General features: G+C 53.9%; 12 protein-coding genes and 3 tRNA genes. 8 read left to right on the plus strand and 7 right to left on the minus strand.

Annotation, left to right across the window (positions count from 1 at the left end; translation table 11 throughout):
• Positions 1-26 precede the first annotated feature (26 nt).
• Positions 27-500 (plus strand): Cys-tRNA(Pro) deacylase, encoded by a 474-nt coding sequence (ybaK, locus tag FCN78_RS03985; RefSeq protein ID WP_077658817.1) that lies wholly within the window; start codon positions 27-29, stop codon positions 498-500.
• Positions 501-517: 17 nt separating this feature from the next.
• A complete protein-coding gene (locus tag FCN78_RS03990) occupies positions 518-1,135 on the plus strand; it encodes a LysE family translocator (protein ID WP_077599564.1) in 618 nt (205 codons plus the stop codon).
• Between the two features lie 70 nt (positions 1,136-1,205).
• On the opposite strand, the gene smrA is transcribed toward FCN78_RS03990, so the two are convergent.
• Together smrA and FCN78_RS04000 are read right to left on the minus strand one after the other, a co-directional pair.
• The gene (gene smrA / locus FCN78_RS03995; protein ID WP_077658818.1) at positions 1,206-1,790 is read right to left on the minus strand and encodes a DNA endonuclease SmrA; all 585 of its coding nucleotides are present in this window, start codon (positions 1,788-1,790) and stop codon (positions 1,206-1,208) included.
• A 145-nt stretch (positions 1,791-1,935) separates the two neighbouring features.
• Positions 1,936-2,073: a DUF3149 domain-containing protein gene (locus tag FCN78_RS04000; RefSeq protein WP_046073685.1), complete on the minus strand. Its 138-nt coding sequence runs from the start codon at positions 2,071-2,073 to the stop codon at positions 1,936-1,938.
• A 308-nt stretch (positions 2,074-2,381) separates the two neighbouring features.
• Between FCN78_RS04000 and FCN78_RS04005 the strand changes: the two genes are divergently transcribed.
• From FCN78_RS04005 to FCN78_RS04015, 3 genes are all read left to right on the plus strand, one after another.
• Positions 2,382-2,473: transfer RNA gene (locus tag FCN78_RS04005), tRNA-Pro, on the plus strand.
• Between the two features lie 53 nt (positions 2,474-2,526).
• Positions 2,527-2,603: transfer RNA gene (locus FCN78_RS04010), tRNA-Pro, on the plus strand.
• 215 nt (positions 2,604-2,818) lie between these two features.
• Positions 2,819-2,895, plus strand: a tRNA-Pro gene (locus tag FCN78_RS04015).
• Positions 2,896-2,948: 53 nt separating this feature from the next.
• Here FCN78_RS04015 and FCN78_RS04020 read toward each other — a convergent pair.
• Together FCN78_RS04020 and FCN78_RS04025 are read right to left on the minus strand one after the other, a co-directional pair.
• Positions 2,949-3,386: a DUF411 domain-containing protein gene (locus FCN78_RS04020; RefSeq protein ID WP_077658819.1), complete on the minus strand. Its 438-nt coding sequence runs from the start codon at positions 3,384-3,386 to the stop codon at positions 2,949-2,951.
• A 12-nt stretch (positions 3,387-3,398) separates the two neighbouring features.
• The gene (locus FCN78_RS04025; RefSeq protein WP_077658820.1) at positions 3,399-6,341 is read right to left on the minus strand and encodes a cation transporter; all 2,943 of its coding nucleotides are present in this window, start codon (positions 6,339-6,341) and stop codon (positions 3,399-3,401) included.
• A 103-nt stretch (positions 6,342-6,444) separates the two neighbouring features.
• Between FCN78_RS04025 and cueR the strand changes: the two genes are divergently transcribed.
• Positions 6,445-6,906: a Cu(I)-responsive transcriptional regulator gene (gene cueR / locus FCN78_RS04030; protein ID WP_077658821.1), complete on the plus strand. Its 462-nt coding sequence runs from the start codon at positions 6,445-6,447 to the stop codon at positions 6,904-6,906.
• A gap of 3 nt (positions 6,907-6,909) precedes the next feature.
• Here cueR and FCN78_RS04035 read toward each other — a convergent pair whose 3' ends face one another.
• The 3 genes from FCN78_RS04035 to tesA all read right to left on the minus strand — a co-directional run bounded on the left by FCN78_RS04035 (position 6,910) and on the right by tesA (position 9,668).
• On the minus strand, positions 6,910-7,764 hold the full coding sequence (locus FCN78_RS04035) for a thioredoxin family protein (RefSeq protein WP_069361174.1): 855 nt from the start codon (positions 7,762-7,764) through the stop codon (positions 6,910-6,912).
• Positions 7,765-8,196: 432 nt separating this feature from the next.
• Positions 8,197-9,024 carry an SDR family oxidoreductase gene (locus FCN78_RS04040; protein WP_077599615.1) on the minus strand — a complete coding sequence of 276 codons (828 nt, stop codon included), beginning with the start codon at positions 9,022-9,024 and terminating at the stop codon, positions 8,197-8,199.
• A 29-nt stretch (positions 9,025-9,053) separates the two neighbouring features.
• Positions 9,054-9,668 carry a multifunctional acyl-CoA thioesterase I/protease I/lysophospholipase L1 gene (gene tesA / locus FCN78_RS04045; protein WP_077658822.1) on the minus strand — a complete coding sequence of 205 codons (615 nt, stop codon included), beginning with the start codon at positions 9,666-9,668 and terminating at the stop codon, positions 9,054-9,056.
• On the opposite strand from tesA, the gene FCN78_RS04050 reads away from it, so the two are divergent.
• A complete protein-coding gene (locus FCN78_RS04050) occupies positions 9,667-10,353 on the plus strand; it encodes an ABC transporter ATP-binding protein (RefSeq protein ID WP_077520248.1) in 687 nt (228 codons plus the stop codon). The two genes, tesA and FCN78_RS04050, sit on opposite strands and share 2 nt — an antisense overlap.
• Positions 10,343-12,784 carry an ABC transporter permease gene (locus FCN78_RS04055; RefSeq protein WP_077658823.1) on the plus strand — a complete coding sequence of 814 codons (2,442 nt, stop codon included), beginning with the start codon at positions 10,343-10,345 and terminating at the stop codon, positions 12,782-12,784. Before FCN78_RS04050 ends, FCN78_RS04055 begins: the two co-directional genes overlap by 11 nt.
• The last annotated feature ends 31 nt before the right edge of the window (positions 12,785-12,815 follow it).

Below are 12,815 nucleotides of genomic sequence, written 5' to 3' on the forward strand. Positions count from 1 at the left end.
GGGTTTACAAACAAGTGGCAAAAACGATGACGCCTGCAATTAAATTAGCAGAAAAACAAAGCATTGCGTTTGAAGTTCACCAGTACCAGCACGATCCGAATAACCTTAATTTTGGTGAAGAAGCTGTCCAAGCGTTAGGGCAAGACCCGGCTCGGGTATTCAAAACACTATTGTTTTGTATTAATGGTGACAGCAAGCAGCTAGCGGTGGCGGTTGTCCCCGTCAAAGGTAGCCTCAACCTAAAAGCCGCTGCCAAAGCCGCGGGTGGCAAGAAAGCAACCATGGCCGATCCGCAAGTGGCCCAGCGCACAACAGGCTACCTGGTCGGAGGGATCAGCCCCCTAGGCCAGAAAAAGCGGCTACCGACGCTTGTCGACAGCTCCGCGCAGCAGTTTGAGACTATTTGTGTCAGTGCTGGGCGGCGTGGATTGGAAATCGAACTCTCACCGGACGATCTGCTGTCTTTGACGGCGGGGCAATATGCCGCGATTGGCGAATAAATAAGAAGGATACACAGATGACTCTTACCATTTGGGCGTCGCTCGCGTTGGTTTGCATGCTTGGGGCGATGTCGCCCGGGCCGAGCTTGGTGGTAATGGCAAAGCATAGCCTTGCCAATAGTCGCTTACATGGCATTGTGGCTTCATGGGCGCATGCCTTGGGGGTTGGCCTCTACGCGCTTATTACGATGTTAGGGTTGGCGGTTATCTTTAAACAATCCCCGTTGCTTTTTACCGTCATTGCCTATGCCGGCGCTGGCTACCTCGCTTGGCTAGGGGTGAAGTCCTTGCTGAGTAAGGGTGGGGTGGCAGCCAAACTAGAAGCGGGACAACCCGCCAGTTTAGGCGAGGCGGCACGTGATGGGGCGATGATCTCGATGCTCAACCCAAAGCTGGCACTATTTTTTATTGCCTTGTTTAGTCAGTTTGTTGCAGTGGGCACGGATTTATTTAGCCGCAGTGTGATTGTGTTGACACCATTATTGATTGATGGGCTTTGGTACACCTTGATAGCCTTTTTGTTATCCAGCCCTGCCATTGTCGACAAGCTACGTCACCACGGCGTGTGGGTGGATAAGCTTTCAGGCGTGGTATTGATTGCGCTGGCGGTACGTGTGGTGGTGACGCTGCAATAGTGAGGCGCAGCTAGAGGCAACAAACAGACGCGTTAATAAAAAGACTGGCAGCCCGCCAGTCTTTTTGCAGTTAGGGGCGGTGACTTAAGTGGCGCTCGCGGGTTTCTAGCTTTTTCTCTTGGCTTTTTTTGATCATCACATATAACGCGCCGGTACCGCCTTGATGACGCAGTGCCGAGTGGTAGCAGAGCACATCTGAAATTTGTTGTAGCCACTGACAGACATAGCTTTTCATCATTGCCTGTGGGTTACTACGCTTGCCTTTTCCATGCACAATGATCACGGTGCGCACATCCATACGCTGGCATTGTTTTAAAAAACGTAAAATTTCATCTCGGGCTTTTTCCAATGACATCTTGTGCAGGTCGAGCCTTGCGTTGACGTCATATTTGCCTAGTCGTAGTTTACGAAACACGCCATCCTGTACGCCATCGCGCTTGTAGGCCATCACCTCGTCGGGCTTAACCATCTGGGCGTACTCGAGTGACAGGTATTCAGGATCGCTGTTTGCCAGTTTCTGTGCGGCCTGTTGGCGTGCAAGCTGGGCCTCAGTGGGCTGATGCGAGCCTGTTTGCTCCTCAACCGTGTCCTGCTTGATGGGTGCCACGTCTGACATCATTTCTCGAAACAGCTCAAATTCATTTTTATCACTCATCACTACAGTGCCATGTGCGTCGTGGAGTCATTTGGGGACAGTATAAACGAAAATAAAAAAAGAAACCTAGAGCCACACTCTGTGACCAACCATGCAACTCCAGGTTAAGCAAGTTTGCTTAAAGATAGGTAGGCAATAAAACAGGTTATTGAGGTTTGGAAGTCATCACTTTGTAGACAAAATAGCCGCCGAAAAAGCTGATCAGGCCAAATGTACAGATGATGACAATCATGGATGACAAGCCCACGGCGTTGCCGAAAAGTAGATCAAGCCAAAAGTCCATAGTCTGTACCCTCGCGTCCGTTAATGTAGGGTCAGGATGCCAATAGGAAGCGGGTTGAATACTGATCAGGATCAAGAGAAATGGCGAACAAATTATCAACATTTGTTAACAACGATCTGATCACAAACTGCGCGCAACTGATGCGACTTTCACCGTTTAGAGCGGTTGAATGAAAAAATAAGCCGCTAGGGCTTGAGGTTTCTCGGTGCTTGAGTATGATAGGCGACTTCAGCAGCGAGGATGCACTTAAGCGCATACTAAGCTGCTTGACAAGTTCGATGCCTGTTCGTAAAACTTGTTAGATATGTCGGTGAATAGCGCAGTTTGGTAGCGCATCTGGTTTGGGACCAGAGGGTCGGGGGCCGGAAGCCGGTCCAATCGAATCCTTCTTCACCGACCACTATTTTTAAGCTCGGTAATCTAGGATTACTTGGCTGATGTAAAGAACATTGTCGGTGAATAGCGCAGTTTGGTAGCGCATCTGGTTTGGGACCAGAGGGTCGGGGGTTCGAATCCCTCTTCACCGACCATTATTCAGTTAGTGGAGAGCGCGTTTGGTCGGGGGCCGGAAGCCCGGTCGCATCGAATCCCTCTTCACCGACCATTATTCAGGTAGTGGAGAGCGTATTTGGTCGGGGGCCGGGAGCCCGGTCCCGCGGGGGCCGCCCCATCAAATCCCTCTTCACCGACCATTATTTTAAAACTGAGTGATCGAAGGTTACTTGGTAGACGTAAAAAGCATTAACGGTGAATAGCGCAGTTTGGTAGCGCATCTGGTTTGGGACCAGAGGGTCGGGGGTTCGAATCCCTCTTCACCGACCAATAAGAAACCCCAGCCGAAAGGCTGGGGTTTTTTCGTTATGCTGACGGTGAGCTTATGGCTTTGGGTAATGCTGGAAGGCTTGCGTGTTGCCTGCGTCATCAAACGCCATCACTGTGTAGGGCTGGTGGCGTTCGCCATATTCCATGCCCGGCGAGCCGATCGGCATGCCGGCAACAGCGAGACCTTCATAGCCTGTGTGGGTAGCAAGAAGCTTTTTCACTTCTTGCGCGGGCACATGGCCTTCAATCACATAGCCGTTGATACGTGCGGTATGGCACGATTGCATCTCCGCGGGCACGCCCATTTCTTGCTTGATGGACGCCATATCGTCATGCGGTTTAACCTCCAGCTCAAAACCGGCTTGCGCCATATGCTCAACCCAATCGTCGCAACAGCCACAGCTGGGAGATTTATACACCACACCGCTTGCCGCCATCGCCGAGGTGCTCATCAGGCCCACGACTCCAGCAAGTAGTTGTAAACGCTTCATTCTCGCTCCTTGTTACTTATTGTCTGATTTTATTTTGAAAAAACGTAGTCGATTGGCGTTGGTGACAACCGTAATCGAAGATAGCGCCATCGCGCCCCCTGCGATAACTGGGCTCAATAACATCCCGGTGAATGGGTAAAGGATGCCGGCCGCGACTGGGATCCCTAAGGTGTTATAAATAAAGGCACCAAAGAGGTTCTGCTTCATATTGCGCACGGCGGCTTGAGATAAAGCAATCGCGTTAGCCAATGCCCCCAGGTGCTGGTGCATTAGAGTGATTTGCGCACTTTCTATGGCAATGTCACTGCCACTGCCCATAGCGACACCCACATCGGCTTGTGCGAGTGCAGGGGCGTCATTAATGCCGTCACCGACCATCGCCACACGCTTGCCTTGCTGTTGCAGCTGTTGAATTTGTTCCGATTTACCATCGGGTAGCACCCCAGCAATCACGTGATCAATCCCTAGCTGACGACCAATGGCATTGGCTGTATCAGGATGGTCACCAGAGAGCATGATCACTTCGAGCCCTTGCGATTGCAGGTTGGCAATCGCCTCAATAGCATCGTCGCGAATAGGATCACTGACGCCAATCAGCGCTTGCACACTGTCTGCATTGGCAAGATAGATGGCAGTCTCGCCACGCTGAGTCATGGCGTCGATGTCACTTTGATAGGAGGCAGTCTCGATCCCTTGTGCGTCCATCCAGGCTTGGTTGCCAATGAAGTAACGCGTACCATCAATTTGCGCCTGGATCCCCTTGCCAGACTCGCTGTTAAAGTCGTTTGACGTTGGCAGTGAGAGATCCTGTGCCTTGGCATCATTAACAATGGCCTGCGCCAGCGGATGCTCGGAGTGTTGCTCCAGCGAGGCGGCGATCGCCATCAAACGCGCTTGGTCGCCGTTAATCGCTTTTACATGGGTCACTTCCGGCTGGCCGCGTGTCAATGTCCCGGTTTTATCAAACACTAGGGTATGGAGCTTGGCCGCAGTTTGTAGCGCATCCGCATCACGAATTAATACCCCGACTTCGGCAGCGCGACCGACCGCCGCGGTGACCGATAAAGGCGTGGCGAGGCCAAGCGCACATGGACAAGCGATAATTAGCACCGTGGTGGCGGTGACTAGCATGTAGCTGACCGACGGCTCGGGGCCGACAACATACCAGATAGCCGCTGTAACCAACGCAATAGCGACCACGATGGGTACAAACACCGCGGAAATGCGATCGGCAAGCTTGGCCAGCTCGGGCTTACTGCTCTGTGCCTCGCGCACCAAATCGATAATACGCGCCAGCATGGTATCGCTACCCACACCAGTGGCTTTAAACGTCAGGCTCCCTTTTTGGTTGACTGTCCCCGCGTGCAGCGTGTCTCCCTGTTGTTTGCTGACCGGCACGGGTTCACCCGTGAGCATCGACTCGTCAATATAGCTGCTGCCTTCGACCACTTCACCATCTACCGGCACTTTCGCACCCGGTTTTACCCTAAGCGTCATCCCTTGTTTGACTTCATCAAGCGGACGCTCTGTCTCCTGGCCGTTCTCGATAACCAGCGCCGTGGGCGGCTGCAAATCAAGCAGCTGGTCAAGCGCTTTGGAGGTGTTGGCACGTGCGCGCGCCTCAATCGCGTGGCCTAAGCTGATTAAACCAATGATCATCGCTGAGGCTTCAAAGTACACATGACGCGCCTGCTCGGGGAACAAGGCAGGTGCGAGCACCACCGCGGTAGAATACAGCCATGCTGCGCCTGTCCCGAGCGCCACTAAAGAATCCATGGTGGCACGTTTGTGCTTCAGCGCTTGCCAAGCATTGGCGAAGAAATGACGCCCCCCGGTGGCGAGCAGCAAGAGGGTAAGGATGGCCACCGCGCCCCACGCCCACTGATCTTGGCTGGATTGAATGGTCATACTGCCACCCAATATTCCCCAAGCCATAATCGGGCCACCCAGGCCCAAGCCAGCGATCGTGCTGCGTTTAAAGTTTTTCAATTCCGCGGCTTGTTGGTGCTGCTGGCGCTCGCGACGATCATTGTCATCCTCGACTTTCTCAGCGCCATAGCCGGCGTTTTCCACGGCCTCAACGATAGCGTCAGGTGAGGCATCACCTTTTACAATCGCACTGCGCTCGGCCAGATTCACACTCACATTGGCCACGCCATCCACACTGCTGATGGCAGTTTCAACACTTTTGACACAGCTTGCGCATGTCATGCCAGATAACACAAACTGCATACGTGAATGGCTGGATGAGGTCTCAGTGCGTGGCGGCGTTTCGGCCTGTTGGTCAACCTTAGTGGTCGCAGTTTGAGGTTGATGCGGCTCGGTGGATGAGGGCGTTTCTTGGCTGGGGTCGATGAGTGTGGCCTCAAAGCCTAAAGATGTGATCGTTTCAATCAGCGTCTCGGCGCTAAGCGTCGTGCGTACGGTCGCCGCGTCTTTGCTGACTTGGTAGTCAAAAACCGCATCGTTTTCATCGAACGCACGCTCTACTTTCGCCACGCAGTGACCGCAGCTTAACCCCGATAATGCCAATTGATGCTGATAACCGACTTGATAGCCAAGGTTCTCAATGGTTTGGATGATGGACGCCAAGCTCAAGCTGGTGTGAATATCTGCATGAGTTTTACTGACCGAATGAGAAAACACCGTGGGCTGCTCGTCCAGCGCTGCTTCGACCTTGGCCACACAGCGGCCGCAGTTTAGCCCGCTTAAGACCAAGTGATAATGCTCACCGACCTGATAGCCGAGCGCTTCAATCGCGTTGACTGCTTGGCGTAGTGGGTACTCAGTGCTCTCACCCAGGGCTTCTAACGACACTGACTGGGTATCAATGTTCTCAATGCGAATCCCGTCGATACCCTCAAGCGCTTTTGTCGCTTTTTTCACACAGCCTTGGCAGCTTAAGCCACTCAGCGGCAGTGTGTAGTCGGTGATGTGAGTGTCGGTGGTGGTCATTGCCTCTCCTTATCGCCTGACATGATTCGATGTTGGCGTTTGTCGCAACGCCAGTTAGGCTAAACTGTAAACCTTATAGCTACTGGAAGGTCAAGCGAGAAAAATGAAGATTCAACAAGTGGCAGAGAAAACTGGCCTCACCAGCAAAACCATTCGCTTTTACGAGCAGAAAGGGCTGATCACGCCGCCGCATCGAGCGGAAAACGGCTATCGCGATTATCGCGAGCAGCATATCAATGAGCTGCAAATGATCCGCCGTGCGCGATTAGTGGGCTTTACCTTGGAAGAAAGTGCGGATTTGTTAGCGTTATCGCGCGATCCGTCGTTACGCAGTGCCGATGTCAAAGCGCGCGCCGAGACAAAATTGGTAGAGATTGATGAGAAAATGGCAGAACTGGCGGCAATGAAAACCACACTGCACGCTCTAACGCAGGCCTGTCCGGGAGATGGTGACGCGCAGTGCCCGATTATCGAAGCACTGCGCGGTGACAGTGAGCTAGGCGAGTTAGACTCCAGCCCCTCAAGTTGTTGTGCGTCAGGGGCTGAACCGCCCGCGACAAACTAGCATTTAGTAAAGCAGCGAATAGAGCTGACGACGATAACGCGACGCGACTTCATTGCCTTGGCCGAGTGCGGTAAGAATATCCATCAGGGTTTTCTTGGCTTCACCCTCGCCATGATTCATATCGCGGCGAAGAATCTTCATCAGTAACTCCAGCGCCTCTTCACTGCGATTAATCTGATTATATTGCACCGCCAACTCATAAGCGACGTTGGCGTCGTCTGGGCTTTCCTCGAGTTGGGCCTGAAGGCGGCGGATTTCAGGGGCATCAATCGCTTGGTTATGCAGCTCAATTTTTGCCACCAAGCTTTTGTAGGTGGCATCTTGATCTTGCATCAGCACGGTGTCGAGCAGCGCTTGCGCCGCATCAAACTGATGGGTCTCGACCAAGCATTCCGCCATCGCCAGTTTATACTCGCCTTTATCGCCGTGACTGGTTTCCAGTGGCTTTAAAATGACCAAAGCATCGGTATAGTTGCCTTCGGCCATGAGCTGACGTGCTTGCTCGAACGCTTGATCTTCTTGACTAGGTAGGTGCTTATCAAGCATTTCGCGCACTGTGTCGTAGTTTTGTGGGCCAGCTAAACCGTCTACCGGCTGACCGTCTTTAAACAGCGCCAGAGTTGGCAGCGCACGGACGCCAAATTGCGCGGCAATCATTTGTTGCGCTTCGCAATCGATGGTTGCAAGGGTAAAGGTGCCATGACTGTCGTGAGCAAGTTGTTCGACGGTGGGTTTTAGCTCCACGCTTTCGGGCATCATGTTCGCCCAAAAGTACACCAATACGGGCGTGCGAGACGATGACTCGAGAATTTGCTGAAAATTATGCTCGGTTAATTCGACAATATAGTTTGCGTTCATCATGGATCCTGACCAAGTGGATTTTCCTTAAGGGTGGGGGCAAACGTGCAGAAATTCAAGCAACTGGGCTTGTATTTGGGCGTGTGATGGCGGATCGAACCGAAAGGTGAAAAGGGGCGAAACGTAACAGCTACGAAAAAGCCACCCGAAGGTGGCCTATTTCGTCGGTCTGCAAGCGAAGTCATTACAAAGCAAGTGCGAGTTACAACACGAGCACCACGCACAAAGCGACGCTCAAGCAGAGCCAGTTCAATTGATGCAAGGTCATCAGCCGGCTCCTTTATGATTGTTATCGAGGATGTTGCGTTGTCGATGGACAGTGTCCTAACGGACGTTGTCCACCAGTGACTACCAGATTAGCGCTCGTCTATGACAAAAGTATGACAAATGCGACAGCAGCCACGCTTTTGTGGTGGTTTTTTCGCTGTTGCATTAACCGCCTTTGAGCAATACCCGATCGAGCCAACGACTGGGAAGGAGCCGTTTGAGGATTGCCATCCAAACCGTCGGTTGGGTCACGCGATAACGCACTTTGGGGCGAGGCGAGAACAAGGCATGCGTCAGCGGCGCGACAAGCGCGTCGGCAGGCAACGTATATTTGTTGCCGCCTTCGTCCGCCGCGAGGCGGTCAAGTTGGGCTTGGTAGGCCTGCTGATGACGGCTTTTATTGAGGTCGACCCAATGTTTAAAGGCGCTGAGCGCATTGGCACGAAATGCCGTTTCAATTGGGCCAGGCTCAATCAAGCTCACCTTAATCGGTGTGTCGCTCAGCTCTAAACGCAAAGTATCGGTCCAGCCTTCGAGGGCAAACTTGCTGGCGTTATAGGCGCCGCGATACTTCAATGCCACGATACCCAGCACCGAGCTGTTTTGCACAATGCGTCCTTCGCCGTAATTAAGCAGCATAGGCAATAAGGCTTGGGTTAAATGGTGCCAGCCAAACACATTGGTCTCAAACTGAGCGCGTAAGGCCTCGGTGGGCAAATCTTCCAGCGCGCCGGGTTGACCATAAGCACCGTTATTAAACAGCGCAAAGAGTTTGCCGCCGGTCATTTGCTCGATTGTGTCGACCGCTTGGTTGATGCTGGCCGTGTCTGACACATCTAACTGAATACAAGTTAGGCCTTCTTGCTGTAAACGGCTGACATCGTCAGCCTTTCGGCAACTGGCGATCACCGTGTGTCCTTGCTCATGCAAGGCTTTGGCGCAGGCATAGCCGATGCCGGTAGAACAGCCGGTGATTAAAATGGCGTTATTCAGCGGTGAGGCAGTGTCCATAAGATCCTCATTCATGATTCGGTTGCGTCAGACAAGTAAGGCGCGAGTTTTTCTGCCATAAAATCGGCAATCCAAGGTTGTGCGGCGGGCATCGGGTGAATGCCATCATCACGCATCCATTCAGGCTTTTGGATCACAGTCTCCATAAAAAAGGGCAGTAATGGGGTTTGTGTTTGCGCCGCCAGTGTAGGATAAATATCAGCAAACCCTTGTGCATAGCGCTGACCATAATTAGGCGGGATTTGGATTTGCACCAACAAAGGCGTGGCATCGGCCGCGCGAGTTTGGGTGATCAATTGCTTAAGGTTGTCTCGTATACGTTTAAATGGCCAACCGCGTAGGCCATCGTTGCCGCCGAGTTCAATCAGCACCCATTCGGGCTGGTGGCGTTCTAATAATTGCGGCAGACGCTGCAGGCCATTGGCGGTGGTGTCGCCGGAAATACTGGCGTTAATCACCTCAACCTCGACATTATGTTCTTCGAGCGCGCGCGGTAGCTTAGCAGGCCAGGCTTGTTCAGCCGCCATTTGGTAGCCAGCGCTTAAGCTGTCACCAAGGACAAGGAGCGTTTGTGCACTGGCACTGCTCACCCACAAAAAACACAACAAAGTAAGGATGCGTAACATGGCCTCTCCTGTTATTCGAGCCGAAAAAATTGCAAAACATGTCGTGACACGCGAACAGCCGCTTACCATTCTGCAGGATGTCTCGCTACAAATCGAGGCAGGCGAGTCGATTGCATTAATGGGTGTGTCCGGCGCAGGGAAATCCACCTTGATGACCTTGCTTGCCGGATTAGATACGCCCAGTGAAGGCGAGGTCGATCTGCTTGGCCACAAGCTTTCCACCTTGGATGAAGATGCGCGCGCGGCGCTGCGAGCCGAATCGGTGGGGTTTGTGTTCCAAAGTTTTTTACTGGTGCCCTCACTGAACGCGCTTGAGAACGTGATGCTGCCGCTGACCATTCGCGGAGAGGAAGAAGACGACACCCGCGCCAAGCAACTGCTGGCCTCGGTAGGGTTACAAGGACGGGAAACACACTTACCTTCACAGCTCTCTGGCGGGGAGCAACAACGGGTGGCTCTGGCGCGCGCCTTTATTATCCGCCCGCACGTGTTATTTGCCGATGAGCCGACCGGCAACCTCGACCAAAAAACCGCGGCGACCATTATCGATTTATTGTTTGAACTAAACGAAAAGCATGGCACCACCTTGGTGTTGGTCACTCACGATCCGGCGCTAGCCAAGCGTTGTCAGCGTACCTTGATGATGGACAGCGGCAAACTACAGGAGCGAGTGAATGGCGAGTAAAAACGGACTACTCAATCGCTGGGCGTGGCGCGAACTGTTACACGGGCAAATTTGGCCAGTGGCGGTGGCGCTGGCACTGATCATCACCTGTGTGTTTGCGCTGTCGGCATTGGCCGATCGCATTGAAAACGTGCTCACCCAGCAAGGGCGCAACCTGATTGCCGCCGATACCGTGCTGCGTGCTCGTCAGCCGCTCAACACCGAACAAATTGAGGCGTTTAAACAAGCCGGTGCCACGGTATCTGCCCAAACCCGCTTTGGCACCATGGCATTCAGCGAGCAAAAGATGCAGCTGGTGAGCGTGAAAGCGGTGGATAGCCTGTATCCGTTGCGTGGCGACTTGGTGCTGGAGCAAAACGGCCAAGCGATTGGCGGTGACCGACGTATTCAACCCGGTGAGCTATGGCTGTCTGAGCGGGTGTTCAGTTTGCTGAGCGTCAAACCCGGCGACAGCGTCTCGATTGGTAACCTTGATCTCAACGTCAGCGGTACTTTGGCCGCCGAGCCAGAGCTGTCATTTAACCCCTTTAGCCAAATGCCCGCGGTGATGATGCATCGCGATGATGTGCCTGCCGCTGGCGTGGTACGCGAAGGCAGTCGGGTGCGTTATCGCTACTTTTTAACCGGTGACGAGCCCAGCCTAAGCGCGGCTAAAGCCAGTTATACACTGCAAGATGGTGAGCGCTGGGTGGATGAAAACACCTCTGATCGCACTGGGGATATGCTGGATCGCAGCCGTCAGTACCTGTCGTTAACCGTGGTGCTGGTGATTGTGATGGCCGCGGCCACCTTAACCTTAACCTGTCAGCACTATGCTAAAAGCCGCGCCGATTTGGTGGCGATGCTAAAAAGTTTAGGCGCCAGCCAACAATGGGTGCGACGCTGGTTGGCACGGCAGTTAACCTTATTGTTTGTCCTTGCCACCGCCGTGGGGTTAGCGGCGGGTTACACGCTTGAAGTGCTATTGCGCTTGCCGCTGACCGATGTGCTGCCCTCGCCACTACCAAGCTATGGCTGGGTGCCTTGGGTGCTTGCGCCCGGCGTCGCGCTTTTGGTGGCGCTGCCTGCCTTGGGTGTGCCGCTGCTTAAACTGCTGGATGCACCCGCGTTAGCGGCGGTGCAATCGCAGGCGGCTCGTGGGCGTCGCCGTCGCGGCACCGCGGCTGTCTTGATTGCGATACCGGTAGGGGCGCTTGCGCTGTGGGCGTTCGACAACACCTTGCTATGGACAGTGCTGGGGGCGATGGCGGTGATGATCGTCTTGCTGGCGCTGGCAGGGTTAGGGCTGCTTAGGTTGGTGAAATCACGGGTGCGCGCGCCGTCGGTCAAGCTCGCTCTAAGCCGAATTACCCGCAACAAACTGGCTAGCAGCGTGCAGTTAGGGGCGCTGGCGATCTCCTTTATGCTCTTGGCGATTATCTGGCTGCTGCGCACCGATTTGCTTGCCGATTGGGGACGGATGCTGCCACCCGATGCGCCTAATGTGTTTGCGGTGAATATCGCCCCCAGTGAGCAGCAAGACTATGTAGGTGAACTCGATGACGCTAGCCTGATGCGCTCCGATGCCTACCCCATAGTGCGTGGCCGGCTGGTGGGCAAAAACGGTGAGCGTTATCAGCTCCCCACCGATGAAGCCGAACGTGATGAAGCCGATGAGGCTTTGCGCCGCGAGCTTAACTTCACCTGGCGCGAAACCTTGCCATCACACAATGAGGTGATTGCCGGAGACTGGCCAACCGAGAATGGTGTATCAGTGGAGGCCGACATTGCCGAGCGCTTGGAGATTGAGATTGGCGACAGCCTGACCTTTAGCGTGACCGGCCAAGACTTTACCGCCACGGTGAACTCGATTCGTGAAGTAGAGTGGCGCAATATGCGGCCTAACTTCTATTTTATTTTCGACCGCGAGACGCTCGCCGACAAACCCGCCAACTGGCTGGTGAGCTTCAGGCTCGATGAATCGCAAACGCCCTTGCTCAATCGCTTGGCGCGGGAGTATCCGACAGTCACGCTGCTTGATTTGCGCACCATGAGCAGCCGTATTCAGTCGATTTTGCGTCAAATTGGCTTGTCGCTTTCGGTGTTGGCGGGGCTGGCGGTGATCAGCGGCCTGTTACTGCTGCTCACCTTGCTGCGTATTAGCTTGAGCGAGCGTCAGCAGGAGATAAACCTCTATCGCACCTTGGGCGCGAGCCGCACTCGTATTCAGCGTACCTTATGGAGCGAGTACGGTGTGATGGCCTTGGTGTCTGGCCTTATGGCGGTACTCGGCGCAGAAGCGGCGATGGTTGGCTTGCTTAAGTGGGGCTTTGAAATGGAGGTACGCCTGCACCCAGAGCTTTGGGCGGTGTTGCCGGTGTTGGCGGTGGCGCTGGTGTTTGTCACGGTGGCCTCGATGCTGCGTAAACTGATTGATCCGCAACGGCGTTAACCGGGGCGGTAAGCATCCTTGTTTCACGCAT

It is taken from the genome of Salinivibrio kushneri (assembly GCF_005280275.1).
Classification (GTDB): domain Bacteria; phylum Pseudomonadota; class Gammaproteobacteria; order Enterobacterales; family Vibrionaceae; genus Salinivibrio; species Salinivibrio kushneri.

Excerpts from the sequence above, each read along its gene's own strand:
- ybaK (WP_077658817.1), top strand. The coding sequence starts at position 27 with ATGACGCCTGCAATTAAATTAGCAGAAAAACAAAGCATTGCGTTTGAA.
- FCN78_RS03990 (WP_077599564.1), top strand. The coding sequence starts at position 518 with ATGACTCTTACCATTTGGGCGTCGCTCGCGTTGGTTTGCATGCTTGGG.
- smrA (WP_077658818.1), bottom strand. The coding sequence starts at position 1,790 with ATGAGTGATAAAAATGAATTTGAGCTGTTTCGAGAAATGATGTCAGAC.
- FCN78_RS04000 (WP_046073685.1), bottom strand. The coding sequence starts at position 2,073 with ATGGACTTTTGGCTTGATCTACTTTTCGGCAACGCCGTGGGCTTGTCA.
- FCN78_RS04020 (WP_077658819.1), bottom strand. The coding sequence starts at position 3,386 with ATGAAGCGTTTACAACTACTTGCTGGAGTCGTGGGCCTGATGAGCACC.
- FCN78_RS04025 (WP_077658820.1), bottom strand. The coding sequence starts at position 6,341 with ATGACCACCACCGACACTCACATCACCGACTACACACTGCCGCTGAGT.
- cueR (WP_077658821.1), top strand. The coding sequence starts at position 6,445 with ATGAAGATTCAACAAGTGGCAGAGAAAACTGGCCTCACCAGCAAAACC.
- FCN78_RS04035 (WP_069361174.1), bottom strand. The coding sequence starts at position 7,764 with ATGAACGCAAACTATATTGTCGAATTAACCGAGCATAATTTTCAGCAA.
- FCN78_RS04050 (WP_077520248.1), top strand. The coding sequence starts at position 9,667 with ATGGCCTCTCCTGTTATTCGAGCCGAAAAAATTGCAAAACATGTCGTG.
- tesA (WP_077658822.1), bottom strand. The coding sequence starts at position 9,668 with ATGTTACGCATCCTTACTTTGTTGTGTTTTTTGTGGGTGAGCAGTGCC.
- FCN78_RS04055 (WP_077658823.1), top strand. The coding sequence starts at position 10,343 with ATGGCGAGTAAAAACGGACTACTCAATCGCTGGGCGTGGCGCGAACTG.